Annotated in this window: 29 protein-coding genes and 1 riboswitch; of the genes, 20 read left to right on the plus strand and 9 right to left on the minus strand. The window is 65.2% G+C overall.

Annotated elements, in window-relative coordinates; genetic code table 11:
* The first annotated feature begins 153 nt into the window (after positions 1 to 153).
* Positions 154 to 342 (plus strand): helix-turn-helix domain-containing protein, encoded by a 189-nt coding sequence (locus tag QP324_RS07575; protein ID WP_005276651.1) that lies wholly within the window; start codon positions 154 to 156, stop codon positions 340 to 342.
* Between the two features lie 250 nt (positions 343 to 592).
* Positions 593 to 694, plus strand: a complete 102-nt coding sequence (locus QP324_RS07580; protein WP_003855542.1) for an AURKAIP1/COX24 domain-containing protein — start codon at positions 593 to 595, stop codon at positions 692 to 694.
* Positions 695 to 780: 86 nt separating this feature from the next.
* Here the strand turns inward: QP324_RS07580 and QP324_RS07585 are convergent, their stop codons facing one another.
* Positions 781 to 1,818 (minus strand): HAD family phosphatase, encoded by a 1,038-nt coding sequence (locus QP324_RS07585; protein ID WP_239274429.1) that lies wholly within the window; start codon positions 1,816 to 1,818, stop codon positions 781 to 783.
* Between the two features lie 88 nt (positions 1,819 to 1,906).
* Between QP324_RS07585 and QP324_RS07590 the strand changes: the two genes are divergently transcribed.
* From QP324_RS07590 to QP324_RS07630, 9 genes are all read left to right on the plus strand, one after another.
* Positions 1,907 to 2,149 (plus strand): glutaredoxin family protein, encoded by a 243-nt coding sequence (locus QP324_RS07590; RefSeq protein WP_049377845.1) that lies wholly within the window; start codon positions 1,907 to 1,909, stop codon positions 2,147 to 2,149.
* 73 nt (positions 2,150 to 2,222) lie between these two features.
* Positions 2,223 to 3,557 carry a glutamyl-tRNA reductase gene (locus QP324_RS07595; RefSeq protein ID WP_284815392.1) on the plus strand — a complete coding sequence of 445 codons (1,335 nt, stop codon included), beginning with the start codon at positions 2,223 to 2,225 and terminating at the stop codon, positions 3,555 to 3,557.
* Positions 3,558 to 4,445, plus strand: coding sequence for a hydroxymethylbilane synthase (gene hemC, locus QP324_RS07600; protein WP_284815393.1), 888 nt, complete (start codon positions 3,558 to 3,560; stop codon positions 4,443 to 4,445). It begins immediately after the preceding gene.
* Positions 4,446 to 4,653: 208 nt separating this feature from the next.
* Entirely contained in the window at positions 4,654 to 6,330 is a 1,677-nt protein-coding gene (locus tag QP324_RS07605) for a uroporphyrinogen-III synthase (RefSeq protein WP_284815395.1), read from the plus strand.
* Between the two features lie 28 nt (positions 6,331 to 6,358).
* The gene (gene hemB / locus QP324_RS07610; RefSeq protein WP_239278538.1) at positions 6,359 to 7,342 is read left to right on the plus strand and encodes a porphobilinogen synthase; all 984 of its coding nucleotides are present in this window, start codon (positions 6,359 to 6,361) and stop codon (positions 7,340 to 7,342) included.
* Positions 7,343 to 7,351: 9 nt separating this feature from the next.
* Positions 7,352 to 8,113, plus strand: a complete 762-nt coding sequence (locus QP324_RS07615; protein ID WP_239278539.1) for a hypothetical protein — start codon at positions 7,352 to 7,354, stop codon at positions 8,111 to 8,113.
* A complete protein-coding gene (locus QP324_RS07620) occupies positions 8,110 to 8,601 on the plus strand; it encodes a tellurium resistance protein TerC (RefSeq protein WP_284815397.1) in 492 nt (163 codons plus the stop codon). The genes QP324_RS07615 and QP324_RS07620 overlap by 4 nt, the downstream gene beginning before the upstream one ends.
* 37 nt (positions 8,602 to 8,638) lie before the next feature.
* Complete coding sequence (gene hemE, locus QP324_RS07625) at positions 8,639 to 9,673, plus strand: uroporphyrinogen decarboxylase (protein ID WP_284815399.1); 1,035 nt, start codon at positions 8,639 to 8,641, stop codon at positions 9,671 to 9,673.
* On the plus strand, positions 9,674 to 11,053 hold the full coding sequence (locus tag QP324_RS07630) for a protoporphyrinogen oxidase (RefSeq protein WP_284815401.1): 1,380 nt from the start codon (positions 9,674 to 9,676) through the stop codon (positions 11,051 to 11,053). It abuts the gene before it with no gap.
* A gap of 70 nt (positions 11,054 to 11,123) precedes the next feature.
* Here QP324_RS07630 and QP324_RS07635 read toward each other — a convergent pair whose 3' ends face one another.
* On the minus strand, positions 11,124 to 12,155 hold the full coding sequence (locus QP324_RS07635; RefSeq protein ID WP_284815403.1) for an HNH endonuclease signature motif containing protein: 1,032 nt from the start codon (positions 12,153 to 12,155) through the stop codon (positions 11,124 to 11,126).
* Positions 12,156 to 12,271: 116 nt separating this feature from the next.
* Positions 12,272 to 13,120, minus strand: a complete 849-nt coding sequence (locus QP324_RS07640; protein WP_005327238.1) for an NAD(P)-dependent oxidoreductase — start codon at positions 13,118 to 13,120, stop codon at positions 12,272 to 12,274.
* A 26-nt stretch (positions 13,121 to 13,146) separates the two neighbouring features.
* A riboswitch (guanidine-III (ykkC-III) riboswitch) is annotated at positions 13,147 to 13,217 on the plus strand.
* 8 nt (positions 13,218 to 13,225) lie between these two features.
* Here QP324_RS07640 and QP324_RS07645 point away from each other — a divergent pair.
* The 8 genes from QP324_RS07645 to QP324_RS07680 all read left to right on the plus strand — a co-directional run bounded on the left by QP324_RS07645 (position 13,226) and on the right by QP324_RS07680 (position 20,512).
* The gene (locus QP324_RS07645; RefSeq protein WP_005327239.1) at positions 13,226 to 13,540 is read left to right on the plus strand and encodes a multidrug efflux SMR transporter; all 315 of its coding nucleotides are present in this window, start codon (positions 13,226 to 13,228) and stop codon (positions 13,538 to 13,540) included.
* Between the two features lie 601 nt (positions 13,541 to 14,141).
* Entirely contained in the window at positions 14,142 to 15,452 is a 1,311-nt protein-coding gene (hemL, locus tag QP324_RS07650) for a glutamate-1-semialdehyde 2,1-aminomutase (protein WP_284815406.1), read from the plus strand.
* Between the two features lie 22 nt (positions 15,453 to 15,474).
* Complete coding sequence (locus QP324_RS07655) at positions 15,475 to 16,083, plus strand: histidine phosphatase family protein (protein WP_005327918.1); 609 nt, start codon at positions 15,475 to 15,477, stop codon at positions 16,081 to 16,083.
* Positions 16,083 to 16,694, plus strand: coding sequence for a TlpA disulfide reductase family protein (locus QP324_RS07660; RefSeq protein ID WP_284815407.1), 612 nt, complete (start codon positions 16,083 to 16,085; stop codon positions 16,692 to 16,694). Before QP324_RS07655 ends, QP324_RS07660 begins: the two co-directional genes overlap by 1 nt.
* Complete coding sequence (locus QP324_RS07665; protein ID WP_284815409.1) at positions 16,695 to 17,498, plus strand: cytochrome c biogenesis CcdA family protein; 804 nt, start codon at positions 16,695 to 16,697, stop codon at positions 17,496 to 17,498.
* Between the two features lie 7 nt (positions 17,499 to 17,505).
* Positions 17,506 to 19,137 carry a cytochrome c biogenesis protein ResB gene (locus QP324_RS07670; RefSeq protein ID WP_284815410.1) on the plus strand — a complete coding sequence of 544 codons (1,632 nt, stop codon included), beginning with the start codon at positions 17,506 to 17,508 and terminating at the stop codon, positions 19,135 to 19,137.
* A 94-nt stretch (positions 19,138 to 19,231) separates the two neighbouring features.
* Entirely contained in the window at positions 19,232 to 20,251 is a 1,020-nt protein-coding gene (gene ccsB, locus QP324_RS07675; protein WP_284815412.1) for a c-type cytochrome biogenesis protein CcsB, read from the plus strand.
* A complete protein-coding gene (locus tag QP324_RS07680) occupies positions 20,252 to 20,512 on the plus strand; it encodes a helix-turn-helix domain-containing protein (protein WP_005327923.1) in 261 nt (86 codons plus the stop codon). It begins immediately after the preceding gene.
* On the opposite strand, the gene QP324_RS07685 is transcribed toward QP324_RS07680, so the two are convergent.
* Complete coding sequence (locus QP324_RS07685; protein ID WP_284815413.1) at positions 20,509 to 20,754, minus strand: hypothetical protein; 246 nt, start codon at positions 20,752 to 20,754, stop codon at positions 20,509 to 20,511. The two genes, QP324_RS07680 and QP324_RS07685, sit on opposite strands and share 4 nt — an antisense overlap.
* A gap of 38 nt (positions 20,755 to 20,792) precedes the next feature.
* On the opposite strand from QP324_RS07685, the gene QP324_RS07690 reads away from it, so the two are divergent.
* Positions 20,793 to 21,119: a DUF4229 domain-containing protein gene (locus QP324_RS07690; RefSeq protein ID WP_284815414.1), complete on the plus strand. Its 327-nt coding sequence runs from the start codon at positions 20,793 to 20,795 to the stop codon at positions 21,117 to 21,119.
* Here QP324_RS07690 and QP324_RS07695 read toward each other — a convergent pair.
* Genes QP324_RS07695 through QP324_RS07715 form a run of 5 tightly spaced genes read right to left on the minus strand, consistent with a single transcriptional unit; the run spans position 21,116 to position 25,386 of the window.
* Positions 21,116 to 22,042 carry a 1,4-dihydroxy-2-naphthoate polyprenyltransferase gene (locus QP324_RS07695; RefSeq protein ID WP_284815416.1) on the minus strand — a complete coding sequence of 309 codons (927 nt, stop codon included), beginning with the start codon at positions 22,040 to 22,042 and terminating at the stop codon, positions 21,116 to 21,118. The genes QP324_RS07690 and QP324_RS07695 overlap by 4 nt on opposite strands.
* Before the next feature lie 38 nt (positions 22,043 to 22,080).
* Entirely contained in the window at positions 22,081 to 22,908 is an 828-nt protein-coding gene (locus QP324_RS07700) for a metal ABC transporter permease (protein ID WP_284815418.1), read from the minus strand.
* On the minus strand, positions 22,905 to 23,759 hold the full coding sequence (locus QP324_RS07705) for a metal ABC transporter permease (RefSeq protein WP_239274487.1): 855 nt from the start codon (positions 23,757 to 23,759) through the stop codon (positions 22,905 to 22,907). The genes QP324_RS07700 and QP324_RS07705 overlap by 4 nt, the downstream gene beginning before the upstream one ends.
* Entirely contained in the window at positions 23,756 to 24,466 is a 711-nt protein-coding gene (locus QP324_RS07710) for a metal ABC transporter ATP-binding protein (protein ID WP_259887297.1), read from the minus strand. The genes QP324_RS07705 and QP324_RS07710 overlap by 4 nt, the downstream gene beginning before the upstream one ends.
* Complete coding sequence (locus QP324_RS07715) at positions 24,466 to 25,386, minus strand: metal ABC transporter solute-binding protein, Zn/Mn family (protein ID WP_284815422.1); 921 nt, start codon at positions 25,384 to 25,386, stop codon at positions 24,466 to 24,468. Before QP324_RS07715 ends, QP324_RS07710 begins: the two co-directional genes overlap by 1 nt.
* Positions 25,387 to 25,407: the final 21 nt, after the last annotated feature.

The raw sequence follows: 25,407 nt of genomic DNA on the forward strand, positions 1-25,407 counted from the left end.
CTTTTAGGGGAAACCCTAATGAATGCTGTGAAAAAATTTGGCACTTGGGTCGCATTAGTCACATGTTTCACGATAGGCTAGGGCAAGCACGTGCGTGAAGTCCTGTGGGAGGGGAAGCCTACAGCGCGTAACGAGCTGAAGGGTTAGATATATATGGCAAATGAAGAAAAGGGAACCTTTCTGACGATCGCGGAGGTCGCCGAGATTATGCGCGTCTCCAAGATGACCGTCTACCGTTTGGTTCACGCAGGCGAAATGCCGGCTGTTCGCGTCGGACGCTCCTTCCGCGTTCACGAGTCTGCCGTCAACGAGTACCTGGAGGCTTCCGTCTACGGAGCCTAGGCTCGCGCCGCACAGACAGCGCCCACCTCTGTTGGCCCTCGTGGCCAGCGGTGGTGGGCGCTGTTGTTTCTCACTGTTGTTGTCGCGGGCCCTTTTTGGTCACGGGCTGGGTGCTGGGTAAGATGGTGTGCATTCGTGTCGGCTCGCTGATGTGGCCCGCGGTCCGTGTGGCCACGGCGGCAAGAGTGCACCTTCGCCGTTTTAGCGCTGACAAGTTTGACAGTACGTACTACACGAAAGTGAGGACTCCATGGGTTCCGTCATTAAGAAGCGCCGCAAGCGCATGTCCAAGAAGAAGCACCGCAAGATGCTGCGCCGCACCCGCGTGCAGCGCCGTAAGCTGGGCAAGTAAACCCCAGCCCGCTTCTTGCCCTCCGCCATTGTGCGGAGGGTTTTTGCATGCTTGCCGACGTCCCCCAGCGTCCCCTACCGCCCTCGCTACCGCCGGTAGTAGCGCCAGCCGCCATAGGAAAAGGCGGCGGTGGCCAGCGCCGGGAGGCCATAGGTGCGGATGGCGCGGCGCACGGAGCGATAGTCGCGCACGAGCCAGCCGCGGTCGCCAGCGATATCGCGCAGCTTGCGGTCTGGGTTAATGGCCACGGCGGTGCCGACCATGGACAACATGGGCACGTCGTTGGCGGAATCCGAATACGCAGTGCAGCGCGAGAGGTCGAGGCCTTCGATGGTCGCGAGCGCGGCCACGGCGTGCTTTTTGCCGGGCCCGTGGAGGATATCGCCGACTAGCCGGCCGGTGAACTTGCCGTCCTTGACCTCCGCGACGGTGCCGAGCGCGCCCGTAAACCCGAAGCGCCGGGCGAGCACCTGCGCCAGCTGGACCGGTGTGGCGGTGACCAGCCACACCTGCTGGCCGGCGGCTAGGTGCATCTCCGCCAGCTGTGTGGTGCCGGGGTAGGCGCGGCGGGCCAGCGAGGCGTCTACAATCTCCTCGCATAGCTCCACCAGCTCGTCGACGCTGCGGCCTTTGACAAACTCCAGCGCCTGCGCGCGGCCGACGGCCACGTCCTTGGCATTTTCGCTGCCGGAGACGCGGAACTTGAGCTGCTTCCACGCAATCGGCAGGATTTCAGAAAGCCGGAAGTAGCGCCTGCGCGCCAAGCCAAAGGCGAATTCCACGAGGGAAGAGCCTTGGATGAGGGTGTTGTCGACGTCGAAAAACGCTGCCGCGCCCACATCCACCGGTACGTCTGGGTCTTGGGCGGTGATGCGCTGGGCGCCAGCCGCATCATAGGAGCCGGTGACCGAGTCCACGCCGGAGGCGAAATCCTCCAACTCCAGCCCGAATTCCTCCAGCGCCGCGGCGGCCGCGGCTTCACCGGCGGTGCGCTGCGATTCCTCGTCCAGCGGGGCGAGCGCTTGGGTCTCCAAGAAATTACGCAGGTTACCGCGCGAGGCGGTCCAATTGGCCAAGAAGTCGCGGGGGGATTCGGGGAACCCTGGGGGAGTGGTAGCGGACACGAGTGAGACAAACAGCTTTCGCAAACGCGGGGTGGACTAACGTGTCCATAGTAATGGTTTCGACCGCCGCCGTCCTTGTGAGGAGAATATGTCCCAGCATCTCGTCGAGCTTATGGTACGCACCACCTGCGGTTCTTGCGCGCGCGTGAGGGAGCAAATCACCCCCGTCATCAAGCGGGCAGGCGCGGAGCTTGCTGTGCGTAACGTGGATGAGGACGCGGAGCTGGCCATGGAGTTCGGTGACCGCGTGCCCGTTGTGGTCATCGACGGCGAAGAGTTTGCCTGCTGGGAAGTAGACAACGAGGAGTTAGCGGCCGAGCTGGCCGGTTGATTCGGGATCCGCGACACCGACGGGTAGTCTTTTGGAGGATTAAAATCAATCAAAGGGTTGAGGAGTGTTGTGCATGAGCGTGCTCGTCGTGGGCATGTCCCACCAGTCGGCGCCGGTGGCGCTGCTGGAGAAGCTGAGCATGGATAGTGCGGTCCAGGATTCCGCCTGCGGGCAACTCGTGGCGGCTGAGCCGCTTTCAGAGGCCATGATTATCTCCACCTGCAACCGCATGGAGGTCTACACCGTCACCAACTCCTTCCACGCCGGCGTGCAAGAAGTCGTGCGCGTGCTCACCCAGGTTTCCGGCGTGGGTGAGCAGGAGCTGCGCAACTACCTCTACGTGCGCTATGCCGACGCCGCGGCCGAGCACCTGATGTCCGTGACCTCCGGCCTGGATTCCATGGTGGCGGGCGAGCAGCAGATCATCGGCCAGGTGCGCAGCGCCTACCAGTCCGCCTCGGAGCAGGGCACGGTCGGCCCGCGCATCCACGCGCTGGCGCAGGCCGCGCTGCGGGCCGGCAAGCGCGTCCACTCCGAGACCGATATCGACGAGGCCGGCGCCTCCATGGTGTCCTTCGCCTTCGACCAGGCCCTGCAGCGCCTCGACGCCGAAGACCTGACCGGCAAGACCGCGCTGGTCCTTGGCGCGGGTGCCATGGCATCCCTCGCCGCCACCCACGCCGGCCGGCTGGGTGTCAAAGAGCTGGTGTTGGCCAACCGCACCCGCGAGCGCGCCGAGCGCCTGGCCAGCCACGCCGAAGAAGCCGGCGTTGCCACCCGCGTCGTAGACTTTTCCGAGCGCGCCGCCGCGCTTTCCGACGTCGACCTTGCCATTTCCGCCACCGGCGCCGATAACTTCACCATCGAAGCCGCCGACCTCCCCGCCGGCCGCGATCTCATGCTCATCGATCTCTCCCTGCCGCGCGATATCGAAGATGCCGCCGCCGCGGCCGAGGGCGTGGATTTGGTCAATATCGAGCGCCTGAGCAAGTCGCTTTCGGCCGCCGATACCGATGTCGCGGCCGGGACCAGCCCGCACGTGCAGGCGCGCCACATCGTCGATGAGGAACTGGCGGCCTATACCTCGGCCCAGCGCGTGCGCGACGTCGCTCCGGCCGTAAGCGCCCTGCACCGCCGCGCGGCCGATCTCGTCGAGTGCGAGGCCGCGCGCCTGCAACACAAGCACCCCGAGCTCGCGGGCAAGCAGCTTGAGGACGTGCAGCGCGCGCTCAAGCGCGTGGCCGATAAACTGCTGCATGAACCGACGGTTAGGGCGAAGAAGCTGGCGGCGTCGGAAAGCAGTGTCAGCAGCGAAAACGCCCTGCAGGAGCTCTTTGGCCTGCAGCTGGAAGGCTCCGGTGTGTCCGTGGCCGTCAATGAACTGCCCACCATGGCAAAGGAGGCCTAAATGTTTCAGATTGGTACCCGCGGCTCCAAGCTCGCCACCACCCAGGCGGGCCATGTGCGCGATTGGCTTATCGACGCCGGCTTTGACTCCCAACTTCACATCGTCACCACCGCCGGCGACGTCAACATGGCGCCGGTCGAGCGCATCGGCGTCGGCGTATTTACCCAGGCGCTGCGCGAGGCGCTGTATGCCGGCGAATGCGATATTGCCGTGCACTCGTTTAAGGACCTGCCCACCGCCCCCGATGAACGCTTCCGCCTCGTGGTGCCGCAGCGCCAGGATTCCCGCGAGGCGCTCGTCGCCCGCGATGGTCTGAGCCTGGCGCAGCTGCCGCAGGGCGCGCGCGTGGGCACCTCCGCCCCGCGCCGCATCTCCCAGCTGGCCGCCCTCCGCCCGGACCTGGAAATTCGCCCGCTGCGCGGCAACATCGATACTCGCATGTCCAAGGTCACCGACGGCGAGCTCGACGCCGTCCTGCTGGCCTACGCCGGCCTGCTGCGTGGCGGCTACGCGGACCGCGCCACCGAAATCTTCGAACCCTCCGTCTTTATGCCGGCACCGGCCCAGGGCGCCCTCGCCATCGAGGCCGTGGCCGGCACCGAGGCTGCCGCGGCCCTGGACGCCATTGTCGACGACCGCGCCTCGGCCGCCGCTGCTGGTGAGCGCGCCGTGCTGGCCCGCCTCGAGGCCGGCTGCACCGCGCCGGTGGCCGCCACCTCGCGCTGGGACGGCGACCAGCTCACCGTGCGCGGCGGCGTCTTCGCGCTCGACGGATCCCGCCAGCTCACCGCCACAGCCTCCGGCTCCGCGGCCGAAGCCGCCGAACTCGGCGCGCGCATCTCGGACGAGCTTTTCGCCGGTGGCGCGGCCGAGCTGCTGGGCAAGTAATTTCGCCTTTAGGCGCTAATAATTTAAGGTGTAGATACCACAGATCATTGTCCCGCAATGATCCGGCCCCCTTTAAGGGCATCCCAGGACGCAAGGCCTGGGATTTTGGCCGTTAAGACCGTGTCACCCACCGCCGGCGCGGGGAACCACACCGCATGCGATCATGTCCGTGCGCGGTGCCGCGCGCCCGATTTTAGAAAAGAACTTTATGAGCAATGCCGCGCCAGACACCCAATTGGGCAAGATCGTCTTTGTGGGCGCTGGTCCAGGTAATCCCGACCTGCTGACCGTCCGCGCCCGCGAGGTTCTGGCAAATAGTGCCATCGCCGTGACCGATCCGCAGGTCATGCAGGGCGTGCGCGATGCCGTCGCCGCCGCGCTGCCCGTTCCGCAAGAGCTTCTCGACGCCGCCGAGGCCGAATACGCCCAAATGTGCGCCGATGCCAAAGCCAAGGGCGCGCGCCGCAAACCGCCCCGCCCCGCGCCGCCAACGGCCGCGGTGTTGTACGAGCCGGCCGAAGATATCGTCGGCCAGCTGCGCGAGTGTTTGGTCGAGGCGGATGGCGAGGATGTCATCCGCCTGGTCACCGGCAACCCGCTGCACCGCGAGTCCATCAAGGCCGAGATCAACGCCGTGGCGTCCGCCGGCCTGGAATTCCAGGTGGTGCCGGGCATGTCTCTGCCGTCTACCGTGCCGTCCTTCGCCGGCATTGCGCTCGGCTCGACCTATACCGAGGCCGACGTTACCGACGGCGCCGATTGGGACGCGCTGGCCAACGCCACCCAGCCCATCGTCCTGCAGGCCACCAAGGAAGACCTGCCGGTCATCTCCGATGAGCTGCAGCAGCGCGGCATGCCGGCCGAGACCGAGGCATTTGTCACTGTCCACGGCACCACCCGCCTGCAGCGCACCTATGAGACCACGCTGGGCACCATGGGCAAGCTCGACGCGGACCTCACCGGCCCGCTCGTCGTTACTCTCGGCCGCAGCATCGACGACCGCACCAAGTACTCCTGGTGGGAAAACCGCCCGCTCTATGGTTGGCGCGTGCTCGTCCCGCGCACCAAGGAACAAGCCGGCCCGATGTCCGCGCGCCTAGCCGGCTACGGCGCCATCCCGCAAAACGTGCCCACCATCTCCATCGAGCCGCCGCGCAACCCGGCGCAGATGGACCGCGCCATCAAGGGCATCGTCGAGGGCCGCTATAAGTGGATCGTCTTCACCTCCGTCAACGCCGTGACCGCGGTATGGGAGAAGATCGCCCAACTCGGTCTCGACGCCCGCGATTTCGCCGGCGTCCACCTTGCGGCCGTGGGCACCAAAACCGCGGCCGCCATCCGCGCCAAAGGCATGGTCCCGGAGCTCTTGCCACACAAGAAGAAGCAGAACGCCGAGGGCCTGCTCGATGTCTTCCCCAACTTTGTGGAAGATATCGACGCCGTCGGCCGCGTCCTGCTCCCGCGCGCCGATATCGCGGCCGACACCCTGGTTGACGGGCTCAAGGCCCTCGACTGGGAGGTCGACGACGTCGTGGCCTACCGCACCGTCCGCGCCGCCCCACCCTCGGCCGAAATCCGCGACATGATCAAGACCGGCGGCTTCGACGCCGTCGCGTTCACCTCCGGGTCCACTGTGCGCAATCTGGTGGGCATTGCGGGCAAACCGCACCAGCGGACGATCATTGCGTGTATCGGGCCGTCGGCAAGAGCGGCCGCGGAAGAAATGGGCCTGCGCGTCGATGTGGTGCCCGAAGTTGCGGACGTGCCCGCGCTTGTCGACGCCCTCGCAGACCACGTCGCCGCCCTCCGCGCCGCCGGAAACCTGCCCGCGCCGCGCAAGAAACGCCGCTCGCGCAAGAAGGCTACTAAGGTCGACAAGGCATAAGTTTTAGTCTCGCTCTAAGGAGTACCCAATGAGCACCTTCCCAGCCCGCCGCCCACGCCGCCTGCGCACCACCCCCGCGATGCGCAACCTCGTGGCCGAAACCGAGGTCCGCCCCTCGGACCTGATTTTGCCCATGTTCATCGTGGACGGTCTCGACGCCCCGCGCGAGATTCCCTCCATGCCGGGCGTCTACCAGCACACTTTCGATTCCCTGCGCCGCGCGGCCGAGGAGGCGCTGGAGGCCGGCGTGCCGTGCATCGACCTTTTCGGCGTGCCGCTCGATGAGGACAAGGATGAGACCGGCTCCGTCGCCTGGGACCCCCAGGGCATTTTGAACCGCGGTATTTCCTGCCTGCACGAGGAATTCGGCGATGACCTCATCGTTATGGCCGATACCTGCCTCGACGAGTTCACCTCCCACGGCCACTGCGGCGTATTAGATGACAAAGGCCGCGTGCTTAACGACGAATCCGTCAAGCTCTACCAAGACATGGCCCGCTCCCAAGCCCGCGCCGGCGCGCAGATCGTCTCCCCGTCGGGCATGATGGACGGCCAGGTTGCCGCCATCCGCGCCGATCTCGACGAGGCCGGCCACGAGGACGTGGCCATCATGGCCTATTCCGCCAAGTACGCCTCCGCCTTCTTCGGCCCTTTCCGCGATGCCGTCGGTTCCTCCCTGGAAGGCGACCGCCGCACCTATCAGCAGGATCCGCGCAACTTCCGCGAGTCCCTGCTCGAAGCCGAGCTCGACATCGAAGAGGGCGCGGACTTCGTTATGGTCAAGCCCGGCCTGCCCTACCTGGACGTGCTCTCGGCCGTGGCGGAGACTTCTCCCGTGCCGGTCGCGGTCTACCAGGTCTCCGGCGAGTACGCGATGGTCAAGGCCGCGGCCGCCAACGGGTGGATCGACGGCGAAGCCATCATGCTCGAGTCACTGACCGCATTCAAACGCGCCGGCGCCGGCCAGATTCTGACCTACTTCGCTACCGAAGCCGCCCGCCTGCTCAAGTAAAGGACCCCTGTGACTGCTACGCCCCCGTCGCCCGCCCCTGCCCCGCGCCCGCCACACACGCAACGCCCGCCGCGGCAGCAGCAGCGGCCGGAGTCCGTGACGTACATGCTGTGGCTGTGGCTGGGCGCGCTATGCGGCGAGGCCGTGCACCAGGTTCTCAACGTGGTGCTCACGCTGCTCAACCACGACGTACTCATGTCGCAGGCCAAGGACATGGCCAAATCCGCACCGGCCGGCGTGGATGAAGCCCAGCTTTCCGACACCTTCCTCCGCACCGCCGCCTATGGCTCCGTCGCCCTTTCGGCGGCCATTTCGCTTGCGATTATCGTGCTGTTGGCCTTCCTGTTGCGGTCCCTTGCTAACCGCAGCAAGCGGGCCGGCACCTCGCGCCGCGTGTGGTTCGCTTTTTCGATCTACTTCGGATTCCGTATCCTGCTGACCTTCATGGTCACCCCGGCCGGCGCGGACGTGCCCGATTGGCTCTTTGCCGCCGATGGCATGGTGCAGATCCTCGTCGGCGTCGCGGCGGTGCTCGGCCTGATTTTCTCCGTGCGGGCCGAGACCTTGGACTACACCGGCGAACTCGAGCAGATGCGCGAGCTGGAAAAGGAACTCGAGCAAGCGCAGCGCGAGAAGAAGCGCGCCGAAGAAGAGCGCAAGCGCTCCAAGGATGACCAGCGCGGCAAGCATGACGGCGGCAAGCGCGAACGCCCCGACCGCACCAACCGTGCCGACCGTGCTAGCCGCACTGACCGGGAGAACAAGCGATGAATAATACCGAGCGGCCCGGGCCCCGGGACTATAACCGGGCGGCCCGAAACACCTCCGCCAAGGAGAACCTCGATGCGTGGCCGCGACAGCTGCGCTGGGCCTATTGGGTGCTCGTCGTCAGCGCCGTGATCATGCTGGTGAGCGGCATGGTGGGCATCTTCGGCTCGGGAGGGCCACAGGTGGAGCCACAGAATGCGCAGGTCGCGGAGTACCTCCATTCCAATCGCCTATTTGTCGCGGTGACCAACGCCGTCGGCGCCATCCTGCTTGCGCTCTTCGCGGCGCAGCTGGCCGGCGGGTCCAAGTGGGCGCGCCGCATCATCACCGTGGTCATTGCATTCGCGCTTTTTACCAATATCGCCGCTCTTGCACTCGGCATCGGCGGGCTCGGGCTGCTGATTATCCCCATCACCTTGATCGTCGCCCTCGCGCTGCTTTTCCAGCCGCAGTCCAACCGCTTTATCAAGGACCGCAGCTTGCGTGGCTAATTAGCCCTCACTCCAACTTTTGATTCATAATTGGGGCATGTCTCGACTCAATCGTGCCCCGCTTATCGACGCCGCCCTCGGCCGCACCCCCTCCCGACCCCCAGTCTGGTTCATGCGCCAGGCCGGCCGCTCGCTGCCGGAGTACCGCGCCGCCCGCGAGGGGATCAGCATGCTTGATTCTTGCTTCATGCCGGAACTGCTGGCAGAAATTACCCTGCAGCCGGTGCGCCGCCACGACGTCGACGCCGCCATCTTGTTCTCCGATATTGTTGTCCCGCTCAAGGCCGCGGGCGTCAAGGTCGATATCGTGCCGGGGCGCGGGCCGGTGATGGAGCAGGCGGTGCGGAGTAGGGAGGACGTCGGCAAGCTGCCGCTGCTGGAAACCGACGTCCCCGAGGTCACCGAGGGCATCGCCCGCATCCTAGCCGAGCTCACCGAAACCCAAGCGCTCATCGGCTTCGTTGGCGCGCCGTTCACGCTGGCCAGCTACCTCATTGAGGGCGGGCCATCCAAGAACCACGAGCGCACCAAGGCGCTCATGCACGCAGAGCCGGAGACCTGGCACATGCTCATGCGCCGCCTGGTGCCGACCATCACCCGTTTCCTGCAGGTGCAGGTCGACGCCGGCATTGACGCCATGCAGCTCTTTGATTCCTGGGCCGGCTACCTCAACGAGCGCGACTACCGCGAGTTCGTGCTGCCGTACTCCCGGGAAATCCTGGCGGGCGTGGATATCCCGCGCATCCACTTCGGCGTCGGCACCGGCGAGCTATTGCCGGCCATGTCGGAGGCGGGGTCGGAAGTTATGGGCGTCGATTATCGCGTGCCCATGGACGCCGCGGCCGAGCGCGTCGGCGCCCGCGTGCTGCAGGGCAACCTCGACCCGGCCATGCTTTTTGCCGGCGATGCCGCCGTGCGCCAGGCCGTGCGCACCATCCGCGGCGAGGTCGACCGGGCCCGCGAGCGCGGCGATATTGACGGCCATATCTGGAACCTCGGCCACGGGGTCTTGCCAACTACCGACGCGGAGGCCATCACCCGCGCCGTATCCATCATCCACGAGGAGGGCTAAATGCGTATTGCGATTATTGGCGCCGGCCTGGCGGGCTTGACGGCCGCTTACGAGCTGCGCGACCACGACGTTGAGGTTTTCGAGGCCGCCGGCCGTATCGGCGGCAAGCTGTACTCCGTGCCGTTTAATGACGGCCCCACCGACATGGGCGCCGAGGCCTTCCTCGCCCGCCGCCGCGACGCCGTGGAGTTCATTGAATCCCTCGGCCTGGGCGACAGCCTGGTTGAGCCCTCCGGTCTGCACTCGCTGGTGTACTCCGGCGAGCTTAAGCCGCTGCCGCGCGGCGGGATGATGGGCATTCCTTCGCACTCGGAGCCGGTCGCACACTTGGTCTCGGCCGAGACTGCGCGTCGCATCGATAACGAGGAGCCTTTCGAGTGGACGGCTGGGAGCGACGTCTCCGTGGGCCGCCTGGTGCGCCAGCAGCTTGGCGACGACCTCGTCGACCACGTTATCTCCGCCCTCCTCGGCGGCGTGTACTCTTGCTCGGCCGATGACCTGGGGTTACGCGCGACCATCCCAGCGCTGGCCGAGACCCTCGACGCGCTCTCCGAGCGCGGCCCAGTCACCCTCTCGGCCGCGGTCCGCTCGCTGGAAGAAGCCCGCGCGGCCAAGCCGAGCAGCGGCGGACCCGTCTTTCAGACCTTCCGCGGCGGCTACGCAGAACTCTACGAGGCGCTGGCCGATAAATCCCGTGCCAAGATCTACCTCGATACCTTCATCTCGGGCATCACTCGCGAGGGCGAGAAATTCCGCTTGGCCGGCGCACCCGGCGATACCGCCCCCTTTGACCGCGTGCTGGTGGCCACCCCGGCCCCGACCGCAGCGCGCCTGCTGCCCAAGGTGTCCCCGCGGGCTGCGGAGCGGTTGAAGAGCGTGAAGCTAGCGGCGTCGGCAGTCGTGGGCCTGAAATTCGAGTCTGACACGGACCCGGCCGGCAACGCATTGCCGCAGAACTCTGGCATCCTCGTGGCCACTGACCAAGACGACGTGCACGCCAAGGCATTCACTCTGTCCTCGCGCAAGTGGCCGCACTTGGCCGAGCGCGGTGGTGCTTTGGTGCGCGCCTCTTTCGGCCGATTTGGCGATGACGCCATCGTCCGCGCCGAGGAAGATGACCTCGTCGACTACGCTCTCGACGACCTCCAGCGGCTTACCGGCTTCGACGGCCGCGCCGCGGGCGTTGCCGAGATTTTCACCCAGCGCTGGTTCGGCGGCCTGCCGCGCTTTGATGCCGGCCACCTGGAAACCGTGGCTGGTGCGCGCGGTGCCCTCGCGGCGACGCCGGGCATCGATGCCACCGGAGCTTGGGCCGGCGGGGTCGGTGTACCCAACGTTATCGCGGACGCCCGCGCTGCTGCGGCCCGCATCGCTCGCTAATTGCGGAGCTCGCTAGCTGCGGGCATGCCAATGCGGCAGCAGGGCATCCTGCTGCCTGGTGGTTGCGGGGCTACTGGGGCGATGATGTCGCGGTGTGAGCCCAGGGCGGCTGCCAGACCACGCGGCCTCGGCGCCGAATGAGGCGCCCGCGCAACGGTGGGGCATTCGGGTCATCGTCGTTGACGCCGTTGTGGTACGGGCAACAGGTCGCGAGGTTTGCCATATTGGTATCGCCGCCGTGTCGCCACGCCTGCAAGTGGTGTACCTGGCATTTATCCGCCGGATAGTTGCATTCGGACCACGGGCATACCGGATTTTCCGCGGCGGCCATGAGCCGCTGCTTTTCGCTGGCCATGCGCTCCGTGCGATAGAGGTTGACCGCGCCCTCGAAGGGGTGAACGAGGGTGATAAGCCCGCGCTCTGCCAGCGTGCGCGAGACGAGTTCCGCGCCAGTGAGGCGGGCACCGTTGGTGAGCTGGATGGTGACTTCTTCGCCGTCGCCATCGATGATGCGGTCAAGCTCGTCGAGCGTGATGATCGCGTTGGTCGTAATGGTCGGGCGGGCAGCCGGTGAGGCGCCGGAAGGGGAGAAGAGCTCCGCTACGGAGTCGAGGGGAGCATCCTCATCCAGACTGGATTCTAAGTCCGCGATGAGCGAAGAGGGCCCGGTAATCGCGAGGGTCCACGGTGCGTCCTTGCGGCGGCGGATGCGCACGCCGGGGCGCGGCGGGGCTGGGGGATTGAGCTCGCGCAGCTTCTTGCGCGCCAGCTTTTCCATTTCATCGGTATCGGCGGCGGTGCGGCACAGCTCCACGCGCAGGCGCCAGGCATCGCGCTTGGTCTTAGCGCGGGAAGCGTAGCGCTCGATAACCTCCAGCGTGGGTAGCGGGTGGGCGCGGTCGCGCGCGGCGGTAACCGCCTGGCGCTGCAGGCGGGCAAAGGAGGTGGGGGCAAAGAGGGCGTCGGCAAGCGTGAGCAAAGTGCGGGCCGTTTTATTGGGCGCACCGGCAGCGCGCAGCTGGTCTTCAGACATACCGGCGCACCCGGCAACGATGTCGATGCCGGGCGCCAGGGCCGCGAGATAAGTCTGAAGAGCTGTCATGCCCCGCAGCCTAAGCCACGGCGTGCAACCTGTGCGAGGGCGAGCGCGCGAACCTGTGGATAACTAGGGCCCACAGGGCGAATTTCGGCCCGCACGCCCGGCGGGCCTGTGGATAACTAGCCCTTATTGCGGAAGACGAAGATGGAGGAGAAGTCCTGATCGCCGTGGCCCATGGCCTGCATTTCCTCGAAGCGGCCGATGGCGGCGGTCAGGGCGGGCAGTGGCTTGGTGGAGGTCATCTCCATGAGCTTGGCGTCCTTGGCCAGGGCGTCGACGGTGAAATCGCCCGGGTCGGTATTGCGCTCGCCGGTGATAAACGGCGCCTTCATATTGGCGATGAAGGACAGGCCGGTGATATCGAGCATCTGCAGCACCACCTCGGAGTCTAGGCCCTCGGACTCGCCGAGTTGCAGGGCTTCGAGCAGGCCCTCGGCGGTGACGGCGAGCGCGAGGTTTGCCAGCAGCTTTCCGATGGCCGCCGTGGCCGCCGCCTCCACTCCGATGAGCTTGTCTTCGCCCGCCCAGGATTCGGCGAGGGACATGGCTTGCTCGCGGCGGGCGTCGTCAGGCGTGCCCACATAGACGCCGAGCTTGCCTTCGCGGGCCGGGCCGAGCGTGCCGACGACCGGGGCGTGGACGTAGGTTTCCACGGCGGCGGCGAACTCGCGGGCATCGTTGGGCGAGACGGTGGTGGTGTCAATCCACGTCACGCCGGCGGGGATGAGCTGCGGCTCGACGACGACCTCGCGGACATCGTCGGGCCCGAAGAGAGAGGTAATAATGACCTCGGCGTTCGCCACGGCCTCGGTGGGCGAGGCGGCAAGCTCGGCGCCTTCCTCCACCAGCGGTTGGGCGCGCTCGGCGGTGCGGTTCCAGACGGTCAATTCGATGCCGTCTTGCTCGTTGAGCAGGCGGCGGGCTAGTTCGGTTCCCATGCGGCCAGTTCCAAGAAATGCAATCTTCATGGTTTCCTAGTGTGCCATCATTGGGTGCAGGTTCGCCGCGGCTTGCGCGAGCCCCGGACGAGGGAGCCGTACCCGGCAACGCGACAAGACGGCCAGGAAGCAGGTATGGCGTGGTTCATCTTGATTTTCTCCGGAGCATTCGAGGCCGTGTGGGCGGCGGCGCTGGATAAGTCCGCAGGTTTTACGCGCCTGTGGCCCTCGCTTATTTTCCTTGTGGCCTGCGCGATTTCCATGGGCGGGCTGGCGTGGGCGATGCGCAGCATCCCGGTGGGCACGGCCTATGCGGTGTGGGCGGGCGTTGGCGCGTCGGTGGCAGTTATCTATTCCTTCGCCGCCGGCCACGAGGCCGCCACCGTGTGGAAGGTGCTATTCCTCGCCATGATCATCGGCGGCATCGTGGGGTTGAAAGCGGTGAGTTAGAGGCCCGGAATCCGCGGCGCAGGCGGCAGCGGCGGCGCAGGTGGTGGGGCGGGCGCGGGCATAGCGGGCACTGCCGGCACATCAGGCACCGCGTCCTCGATGCGCCCGCGCACCTCGTGCGGCGGAATATTGAGGTTCGGCAGGCCGCTTTTGTCCCGCGCAGGTGGGCGTGGGGCCGGCGCCGCAGGTTGCGGGCGGGGTGCCGGTGCGGGCGCTGGTGCGGGCCGCTGCTGAGGCGCGGCAGTCGGGCCGGGGTGCGAACCAGACTCAGGCGCCAGCGCCGCGGTCGATGGCGAAGGCCGCTCGGTCGGCGGCGAGGGAACCGGGGCGTCCTCCCGAGGAAGGTCGCGCGGGGCGAGTGGGCGGGGAGGGGGCTGCCAGGAGGGGGCGTCGGCAAGCGGGGTAGCACCCACCGAGGTAGGCAGCGGCCGCTCGGGCCTGGGCTGAGCGCAACCGGCGAGGCAGAAAACGGCCAGGATGGCGAAAATGAGAGTGCGCTGCATTGAAAATCCCCCCGAATTGAAAAGTGCAACGCCCCGAAGTTTAGCGGCTGACTGTGAATCGCGCACTCCAACTTTTGTATAGCGCGCGAATCGCTAGAATGTCAGACATGCCTAATACTTCCCAGTCGCAACAGTGGTTTGAGCGTTCCTCCAAGGTGATTCCGGGCGGGGTGAACTCGCCGGTGCGCGCGTTTGGCTCCGTGGGCGGCCAGGCCCGCGTAATTGAGCGCGGTGCGGGCTCGCGCCTGTGGGACGTCGACGGCAATGAGTACGTTGACCTGGTCAGCTCCTATGGTCCGATGATTCACGGCAATGCGCACCCAGAGATTGTGGAGGCCGTGCAGCAGGCCGCAGCGGGTGGCTTGAGCTTCGGCTCGCCCACCGAGGGCGAGGCCTTGCTCGCGGAGGCCATCGTCGCGCGCACCGCGGCCGATAAGGTGCGCATGGTCAACTCCGGCACCGAGGCCACCATGTCTGCGGTGCGCCTGGCCCGCGGCTACACCGGCCGCGCCAAGGTGCTGAAGTTCGAGGGTTGCTACCACGGCCATGTGGATGCGCTGTTGGCCTCGGCCGGCTCCGGTGTGGCGACCTTTGCGCTGCCGGATTCCCCGGGCGTTACGGGCGCGACGGCGGCCGATACCATCGTCGTTCCTTATAACGATATCGAGGCCGTGCGCGAGGCATTTGCGCAGCACCCGGGCGAGATTGCCTGCATTATCGCGGAGGCTTCGGCCGGCAACATGGGCACCGTGGCACCAGAGGAAGGCTTCAACGCCGCGCTTGCCGACGTCGCCCATAGCGACGGCGCCCTCCTCATCCTCGACGAAGTCATGACCGGCTTCCGCACCTCCTATAAGGGCTGGTACGGCGTCGACGGCGTGGCGGCGGACTTGGTGACCTTTGGCAAGGTCGTCTCCGGTGGCCTGCCGGCCGCTGCTTTCGGCGGCCGCGCCGAGGTCATGGACTACCTTGCTCCGGACGGTCCGGTCTACCAGGCCGGCACGCTGTCCGGTAATCCGGTGGCCATGGCCTCCGGCCTGAAGTCTTTGGAACTGGCCGATGAATCGCTCTACGAGCGCCTGCAGACCAACGCGGACCGCCTGACCGGCATGATTTCTTCCGCACTGTCGGCCGAGGGCGTAGCGCACCACATCCAGCGGGCGTCTTCTATGTTCTCCATCCGCTTTGCCGAGGGCGAGGGCCGCAACTTTGCCGATATGCAGGCGGCCGAGACCTTCCGCTTCACCCCGTTCTTCCATGCCCTGCTGGATAACGGCATCTACGTCGCGCCGAGCCCGTTCGAGACCTGGTTTGTCTCGGATGCACTTACCGACGCCGACTTTGAACTCATCGAAGCCGCCCTCAAACCCGCCGCGCAGGCCGCGGCCGCCGCGCGTCCCGCACATTAAGTCCCGCACACCAAGGAGAGACATGACACGCACCATCGTTCACCTCGTGCGCCACGGCGAGGTCCACAACCCGGAGAAGATCCTCTACGGTCGCATCCCGGGCTATCACCTGTCCTCGCGCGGGCATTCCATGGCGGCGCGCACCGCGGAGTCTTTCCGCGATCATGACGTGACCTACCTGGCGGCCTCGCCGCTGCAGCGCGCCCAGGAAACCGCGCGGCCGATTGCGCAGGTAACGGGGCTAGACGTGGACGTCGATAAGACGCTCATCGAGTCCGGCAACCGCTTCGAGGGCCTGCGCACCAAGGGACTGCGCTCCGCGCTGTGGAACCCGCGCCGCTGGCCGCTGCTGGTCAACCCGCTGGAGCCCTCGTGGGGCGAGCCCTATGAGCAGATTGCCGAGCGCATGCTGGGCTCCATCGAGCGCGCCCGCACCGCCGCGGCCGGCCACGAGGCGATCTTGGTCAGCCACCAGCTGCCCATCGTGATGGTGCAGCGCACCGTGCTGGGCCAGCGCCTGCCGCACGCGCCGTGGAACCGCGAATGCGACTTGGCCTCGGTAACCTCCCTGCTTTTTGAGGATAACCAGGTCACCGACATCTTCTACTCCTCGCCGGCCCAGGAGATTTAATGGCACTACAACGCAGACGCGCAGTCGGCGCGGTGCTGGCGGCGGCAGCCATCGCGCTGCCGCTTGCTGGTTGCTCGCAGGACGCCGATAACGCGCAAAACGCGGTGGCTACCGGCGGCAATTTCGAGTTCATCACGCCCGGCGGCGAAAAGGTCATCAATTACGAGGAATCCGAGCGCAAGCCGCTGCGCACGTTCTCCGGCGAGGATGTGCGCGATAGGGATAAGACCATTTCTCTGGAGGATTATGAGGGCGAAATCGTCGTGCTCAACTCCTGGGGCCAGTGGTGCGCTCCGTGCCGCGCCGAGGCCGATGACCTCCAAGAGATCCACTCCGAGCTGCAAAAGCGCCAGATTGGTACGGTCCTGGGCATCAATGTGCGCGACTATAACCCGCAGGTGTCCAATGACTTTCTCAAAGATAACGGGCTGAAGTATCCCTCCATCTACGATCCACCGTTTAAGACCGCAGCGGCCTTGGGCGGCGTGCCCACCTCCGTGGTCCCGACCACCATCGTCTTGGATAAACAGCACCGCCCGGCTACGGTCTTTTTGCGGTCCATCACCGCCCAAGATGTGATGGACGTAGTGGACAAACTAGAAAAGGAATAAATGGACAACGCAGCGAGCATCGGCAACTCCTTTGCCGAGGCCGCGACCTCCGGCCCACTCATTCTGGGCCTGCTCGCGGCCGCCGTGGCGGGGCTGGTGAGTTTCGCTAGCCCGTGCGTGATCCCACTGGTGCCTGGCTATATTTCCTACCTAGCCGGCGTGGTGGGCGGCGAGGTTACGTTTGACGGTGAGTTGGGGGTGGGCGTCGGCAAGCGTAGGCAATGGGCCGTGGTACTGGCCGCCGCCTTGTTCATCCTGGGCTTTACCGTGGTTTTCCTGCTGGCGACGGTCTCCGTATTCGGCGCGATTTCCGCGCTCCGGCTCAATGAGGAGACGCTCATGCGGGTAGGCGGCGGCGTGACCATCCTGATGGGTGTGGTTTTCCTCGGCGCGATCCCGGCGCTGCAAAAAGACACCCGCATGGCACCGAAGCGCTGGACCACCTGGCTAGGCGCGCCGCTGCTGGGCGGGATATTCGCGCTGGGCTGGACACCGTGCTTGGGCCCAACGCTGGCCGCCATTATTTCCGTATCGGCCGGCACCGAAGGTATGACGGCTGCGCGCGGCGTGTTGCTCATCATCTTTTATTGCCTGGGCTTGGGCCTGCCGTTTCTGCTGGTGGCGCTGGGCTCCGCGCGGGCGATGCGTTCGATTTCGTGGGCCCGTAAGCACTCGCATACCATCCAGGTCATCGGCGGCGTGGCCATGATCCTCGTCGGCCTGGCCCTGGTAACCGGCCTGTGGGGCGAGTTTATTAGCCTCATCCGCCAGTGGACCGGCAACTTTGGCGCAACCCTGATTTAGGAGAGACGTGAAATATTTCCGCAAAGCCTGGCATTGGCTGACCAGCATGCGCACGGCACTGGCGCTGCTTTTCTTGCTGGCGCTGGCCGCGATTCCCGGTTCCTTGCTGCCGCAGCGCGACCTCAACGAGCAGAACGTGCAGGACTTCATCGAGTCCAACGGCAACGTGGCGAAGATCTACGACAAGCTGCAGCTTTTCGACGTCTTTTCGTCCGTCTGGTTCCAGGCCATCTTCATCCTCTTGGCCATTTCCCTGGTGGGCTGCATCCTGCCGCGCTCCTGGGATCACTACAAGGCGTGGAAGACCCCACCAACGCGCGCCCCGAAGTACCTCCACAAGCTGCCGCTGGCGGCCGAGGGGCATTCGGACAAGAGCGAGGAAGAGCTATCCGCGGAAATTAAAAAGCGCCTGAAAAAGTGGCGCGTGGCCGAGTACGCCCCCGAAGAAGACCGCGCCGGCGTGCATACCTTTTCCGCAGAGCGCGGCTACGGCCGCGAGCTGGCCAACCTCATTTTCCACGTGGCGCTGGTGGCCATCTTGGTCACCGTCGCCGCCGGCCGCCTGGTCAACTATGAGGGCCAGGTCATCGTGGTCACCGAGTCCGGCTCGCAGGGAGGCGGCCAGACCCTGGACCAGTCCACGGAGTTCTGCAATACCTCCACGTCCAACTTTGACTCCTTCCGCGCCGGCCCGCTTTTCGACGGCACCGGTCTCCACCCCTTCTGCCTCATCGCTCATGACTTCGCGGCCGAATACCTGCCCAACGGCCAGGCGGAGATGTTTACCTCCAACGTTTCCTACGCGGAGGGCGAGGACATCTACAAGGATGACTCCGAGTGGAAGGACTACGAGCTCAAGGTCAACCACCCGCTGCGCCTGGCGCACAACCGCGTCTACTTGCAGGGCCACGGCTACGCGCCGACGGTCACGGTGGAATGGCCCAATGGCGAAAAGCGCACCCAGACCATTCAGTTCCAGCCGAATGACACGACCTTCTTCTTGTCCTCCGGCGCGATGCGCTTCGACCCACCGGCCGGCATGCATCCAGATCTCTATGACCGCCGCCAGAACCAGATCGCCATCCAGGGCCTCTTCGCGCCCACGGCCGAATGGGCCGGCGAGAACGGCAAGCTGCTGCAGTCCGCATATCCCGGGCTGCAGGATCCGGCGATGGCCATCGATATCTACCGCGGCGATGCCGGCTTGGACACCGGCACCCCGCAGTCCTTCTTCTCGCTGGACCCGAACCTGGTGCAGTCCGGCCAGCTACAAAAGATTGACCGCGTGAACCTCAACCAGGGCGAGGACGTCACCCTGGACGATGGCACGAAGATCACCTTCGACGGCGCCAGCGAGTTCGCCAACTACCAGGTCTCTTATGATCCTTTCCAGAAGTGGGTGCTGGCCTCCGCGCTGGTGATGCTCATTTCCTTGGTGGGATCGCTGATAATTAAGCGCCGCCGCGTCTACATCCGCTTGCGGCCGAACGCGACCGGCGGCACCGACGTGGAGATGGGCGGCCTCGCCCGCACCGACCGTGCCGGCTGGTCCGAGGAGTTCCACGAGCTGCACCGAGCGCTGCTCGAACTGCCCGACCCAGACGAGGTCGAAGAAGACGAACTTTATACCAATGACTAGCGCCCCGGCCCGATCCAACAAAAGTTGGATTGGGTCGTTTCGCTGAGTAAGGTAATCAGCACTTACCCCGCACGTGTGAAGGCTAGGAGCATTCATGCAGATCGATCAGAATCTGTCTAATTTCTCGGATATCGCGGTGCAGACCGCCTTTGTGGTGTACTGCGTCGCGCTCTTTTTGTCGCTGTTTTACTACGGCCGCATGCAGGGCATCATCGAGGGCCGCCGCGCCGTGAAGTCCGAGGCCGCGAAGGTCTTGGTGGGGGCGGGCGCTGGGGGCGTCGACAAGCACAGCTATGCCGGCGAGGTTGCCCAGTCCTCTTCCGGAATCACGGCCGATGAGCTGCAGGAAAAGGAGCGCAAGGCCGATAAGCTCGGCGGCATGACCAGCGCGCTGATGTGGGTGGGCATTGCCCTGCACGCCGCGGCGATTGTGCTGCGCGGCCTGGCCACCGGCCGCTTCCCATTTGGCAACCTGTACGAATACGTGCTGATGGTGAGCTTCGGTGTGCTGCTCGTGGGCAATATTGCCATGCAGCGCAAGGAATGGCGCACCGTGTGGCCGTGGCTGCTCACCCCGACCCTCGCGTTGATGTTTTATGGTTCTACCAAGCTTTATGCCGAGTCCGCCCCGGTGGTGCCGGCGCTGCAGTCGCACTGGCTGCCCATCCACGTCACCGTGGTTTCTTTGGGCGCGTCCATCGGTATTATCTCCGGCATTGTCTCGCTGCTGACTCTTTTGCGTATGGCACAGCCAAAGCATGCCGAGCATGGCCTCCTCGGTGCTGTAGCCCGCCCGTTGCCTTCTGCCGCGAAGATTGACCAGCTGGCCTACCGCCTGGCAGTTATCACCCTGCCGACCTTGGGTCTGGGCATCATCTTGGGTGCCATCTGGGCCGAGTCCGCTTGGGGCCGCTTCTGGGGCTGGGACCCGAAGGAGACTGTGTCTTTTGCTACCTGGATCCTGTATGCCGCATACCTGCATGCGCGTGCGACGCCGGCCTTCCGCAAGGCGGCGCCGTGGATCAACGTCATGGCGATGGTGCTGATGGTCTTCAACCTGTTCTTTATCAATATGGTCGTCTCCGGCCTGCACTCCTATGCAGGGCTGAACTAGATGGCGGAGCATACGAGCCCGCGCCATAAGCAGGGCAAGCCGGCCGGCGATAATGCCGTGATTTTGGGCCTTGGCGCCCAATTTGCCGAGCGGCGCCGCGAGTTGGGCATTTTGCAGCAGCAGCTTGCCGACGCCGCCGGTATCTCCCGCTCCACCCTCCACACCATCGAGCACGGTGGTGCGGGCGTGCGGTGGGAAAAGATCACGGCAGTGGCCGAGGCCTTAGGCCTAGAGATGCGCTTCGTGCCGAAGGAAGCCTAGTCCTTCTCGCCGTCGGCGTCGCGTTTGCGGCGCTGGCGGCGTTTTTCTTCTTCTGCCTCTTGTGCGCGGCGCTGCTTGAAGCGCTCCTTTTCCAGTTTCCAGAGGAATTCCTCGTCATCGTCGGGGCCCTTGATAGCGCGGGGTTGTTCCACCTCGTGCTTTTTCCATGTGGAGGGCCCGAAGGCCTTCCAGACGAGGTAGGCGGCGAGGACAAAGAGTAGGAGGAGGATTATTCGGCCCATGCGTGCGATTCTACCTGCACCGCGTACAATCAACCCCCATGACGCATAACCCTGAGCCACCCAAGCCGGACCCAGAACTGCGCCGCCGTTCGCGCGCGGCGCTGTGGAAGTACGGGCTCGCCCGCGTAGTGCTATTTATCGCTTTGACCGTGATGATTGAGCTTTTGGCCATCGCCATCGGCTTTGCCATCCCGGTGCTTGTCGCGGCGCTGCTGGCGCTCTTTGTGGCGCTGCCGCTATCGATGCTCATCTTTAAAAAGTGGCGCATCGAGGCCACCCAAACGCTGGCCGAGTACTCCGCCCAGCGCAAGGCCCACAAGCGCTGGGTGCAGGCGGAGCTGGAAGGCCGCGCCGCGCAGGACTAGACGATGATGAGCGCGGCGGCCTCAATAACGGCCCACAGCAGCATAGCGCGGCCGGTCAAGCCGAGCACCGGGATAAGCTCTGGGCCTTGGGCGCCGCGGTTGACGGTGCGGATGGCGCGCAGCGCGAAGGGGAAGTAAACCAAGCCAGCGAGCGCGAGCCAGCTGCCGAAGGCGATGCCGATGGTCAGCAGGAATGGCAGCAGGAGCAGCACCGTAAAGAGCAGGCGCGCCTTCTCGTTGCCGAGGCGCACGGCGAGGGTAATCTTGCCGGTCTCGGCGTCGGAAGGAATATCGCGGATATTGTTGACCAGGTTGACGCCGGAGCTCATCGCGCCGATGCCCACGGCCAGTGCGAGGCCCGACCACGACAGGCGGCCGGCCTGGGTAAATTCGGTGCCGAGCACGGCGACGAGCCCGAAGAAGATAAAGACAGCAACCTCGCCAAGCCCGCGATAGCCATACGGATTCTTGCCGCCGGTATAAAACCAGGCGCCAGCGATGCACAGCGCGCCGACGAGGATGAGCCACCAGGCGTGCGCCGCAAAAGACAGCGCGATGCCGGCGATCCCGGCCACGGCGAAGGCAGCGAAGGCGGCGAGCTTTACGTGCTCCGGGCGGGCCAAGCCGCCGCCGGTGAGGCGCTGCGGACCGGTGCGGTCATCGTCAGTGCCGCGGATGCCATCCGAATAGTCATTGGCGTAGTTCACGCCGATGATAAGCGCCCACGCCACGATGAGTGCGAGGAGCGCGCGGCCCACGTGGCCGCCGTCGATGCCGAATGCCGCGCCGGTGCCCGCAACGACGGGCGCAAAAGCGTTGGCCCAGGTATGCGGGCGCGCGCCCTCGAGCCAATCCTGAGCAGTGGCGGGGTAATTACCGGCGGAACGGGCCCCAGAATTCGGGGCAGACTTCGAGGCAGACATAGCCACCATTGTGCCACTGGCGTGGTGGCGGGCGGCAATCAGCGTAGGCAGGCGCGGTGGTGCACCCGATACGCGGCCAGCGCCGCGATAAAGAGCGCGGCATTGGTGACCGTCATTGCGGCGGAGGTGGCCGCGTTCAGGTAGTACGCCAGCCAGAATCCTGCTACGGCGCTCAGCGCAGCGATGCCGCAGGCAGCGAGCATTAGGGTAGGCACGCGGCGGGTGAAAAGCCGCGCGGTCATGGTGGGAAAGACCATCAAGGCGATTACCAGCATGGCGCCGGCGGCGTGGAAGGCGGCGGTAGCGGTGCAGGCGACGACCGCCATAAACGTTGTCTGTACGGCGCGGGAGTGGACCCCGCGCACGGTGCAGAATGGCGCGTCAAAAGACGTGGCGGAAAGCCGCGGCAAGGTAAGGGCGAGGAAGATTGCATTAGCGGCAAGCACGCCGGCCATGACATAGCAGTAGTGGGGATTGGAAAAGGCGGCGAGGTTAACATCGCCAACCAAGACGGCGTGGACATCGATATGTACGTGGCTCATTCGGGTAGAGATGAGGATGACGCCGGCGGCAAAGAGCGCGGGGAAGATGAGGCCTAGGGCGGCGTCGGCAGTAACCAGCGCGCTGCGCTGCAGCCACCGCGTGCCGAGCGCGACGGCCAGGGCACCGGCCGCGGCGGTAATAAGCAGCAGCGGGGAGTCGATATCGGAGGTCAAAAGGTAGCCCACGGCGATGCCGGGGAGGACGGCATGACCGATGCCGTCGATAAGCATGGCCTGTCCCTGTAGAACTACAAAAGTGCCGGGCAGCGCGCATGCTACGGCGGTAAGGACGGCGAGCAGGCAAGCGGTAGCGGCAAGGGTCATGGTCGAAGCTTTCTGGTGACGAGGCTGAACGCTACGGTGGCGGCTTGCACCAGCACGATGATGGGGCCGGTAGGCAGCGGGCCAAAGGCGATGGAAAGGTAGCAACCCACGGCGGCAGTAAACGCGCCTAGGAAGCCGGCTAGTGCAATGAAGGGAATCAGGCGGTGAACCCAGGGGCGGGCGGCCGCGGCCGGGCTGATGACTACGGCCACCATGAGGACCACGCCGACCACCTTGACGCCTATAACCGTGACGGCGGTTAAGGAGAGGAAGCTGAGGGCATTTAAGGCCGTGGTGCGAATGCCGGCTACGCGGGCAAAGGGGGCGTCAAAGGCGACGGTGGCTTGCCGAGTGTGTACCGAAGAAAGAATTAGCAAGACGCCGCCGCCAATGACGAGCGCAGAACTCACATCGGCGCGCGTGAGCGTGGACGCGTTTCCCAGCAGGTAGTCCTGGATGCCGGCCTTGCCGGGCAAGGGCTGGCGGGAAATATACTGCATGAGCAGCATGCCGATGGAGAAGAATGTGGTAAGCGTAGCGGCCATCGCGGTGGTCGGGCCGAGCGGGGCCAGCCGTGGAATCAGGTGAATACAGCCGACGGCCAGTGTGCCGGTGAGGATGGCGCCGGCAGAAAGCAGCCAGATATTGCGGCCGTCCCACCCTAAGGCCGTAGCCACGACGAAGGCGACCAGCAGGCCAGGCAGGGAGGAATGCGAGATGGCATCAGCGAGCAGGCTGGTGCGGCGCACATAGACCAGCGGGCCGAGCGCGCCGGCGCAGGCTCCGATGAGTACCGTCCCCAAAAGCGCCTGCGTATAGGTGAAATCCTGAAAGAGTTCTAGTGGGTTCATGAGGGCAGGCAAAACATGTCGGCGATGGCGGATTCGGTGAGCACCTGCTTAGTAGGCCCGGCCGCGATGAGACGGCCTTGGCCCACCATGAGGACCTCATCGCAGAAATCGGCGACTTCTGCTAGGTTGTGGTGGACCAGCAAGATGGTGGCGCCATCGGCGCGCAGATTCTGCAGTACCTCCATGATGGCGCGCTGGCTTGCGGCGTCGACCCCAGCAAAGGGCTCATCCAAGATAATGAGCTCAGGATCGCTCACGAGTGTGCGAGCGAGTAAGACGCGCTGGCGCTGCCCGCCGGACAAGGCCGAAATAGGCAGGTGCGAGTGCTCTTGCATTCCGGTGCGGGCGAGCGCGTCGTGAGCGGCGCGCTTATCGACGCGGCTCGGCCACTGCCACCAGCGCAGGCCGGCGGTGCGGCCCATAAGCGCGACATCGAAGGCCGTGGCCGGAAAATCCCAGTCGATATCTGCGTGCTGCGGCATGTAACCGAGCCGGTGGCGGAAATGGGCAAGGTTGGTGCCATCAAAGGTGAGCGATTCGCAGTTAAGCGGTGGAAGCAAGCCCACCAAGGTGCGCACAAGGGTGGACTTGCCGGAGCCGTTGGCGCCCACGAGGCCGGTGATGGTGGCGGGAGTGAGGGCAAAGGTGGCGTCGGCAAGCAGGGGCGTGCGCGGATAGCCCGCGGTGAGGTGGGTAGCGCGCAGCATTAGCTTAAGGCCTTTGCCACGGTGTGTGCGTTGTGCTCGAAAGCCCCGAGGTAGGTATCGGTAGGCGCGTCGGGTCCTAGGGTATCGGCGAAGAGCTCCTCGTCCGAGACGGTAACCTTCCAGCCGCGGGACTCCACGGCCTGCTGCAGCGAGGTGATGGCCTGTGGGTTGGCTTGATTGTCCTTGAAGATGACGGGGACCTTTTTATCGGCGATGGTATCGGCCAGCTCGGAGATCTCGGTGGCGGATTTTGTGGCCTCGGTGGTCACGAAATCGGTGGCGTGGATGTCAAAGTCGAAGGTCTTGCCAAAGTAGTTGAAAGCATCATGGCCGGTGATGAGCACGCGGGGCTTCGCAGCAGCGAGTTCCTTCTCAGCCTTGTCCTGTGCAGCGGCGATCTGGCTTTCGTAGTTATCGGCGGCCGTGGAGTAGTCCGCGGCGTGCTCGGAGTCGATATCGCCGAGCTTGTCGCCGATGCTCTCAACGGCCTGGCTCCACAGCTTGGGGCTATTCCAGATATGCGGATCATAGAGTTGCTCGCCGCCCTTTCCTTGCTCCGGCCAGGGCAGAAGATCTTGTTTATCAAGCTGGTCGCCCACCGCGAGCTGCTTTTCTCCCAGAGATTCGAGCTGGTCCACCATCTGCGCCTCGAGGTGGAGGCCATTCCAGAGCACCAGGTCGGCGTCCTTCATAGCCTCAATATCGTGCGTGGTGGGCTGGTAGGTGTGCGGATCACCGCCGGGGCCGACCATGGTGGTGATATCGGCTTCGGGGGCGAGGTTGGCTGCGGCATCGGCCAAGTAGCCGGTGGTGGCGAAGATTTTTAGGCTATCTCCGTGGTTGTCATCGCCGCTTGAGCAGGCCGTGAGCGTAGTAGCGGCGAGCAGTACGGCGAGGGGAAGTGCGGTGGTTTTCTGCAACGAAAAGTCCTTAAATTAGAA

The sequence above is a fragment of the Corynebacterium sp. UMB0012 genome, assembly GCF_030216265.1.
In the GTDB taxonomy this organism is placed as follows: Bacteria; Actinomycetota; Actinomycetes; order Mycobacteriales; family Mycobacteriaceae; genus Corynebacterium.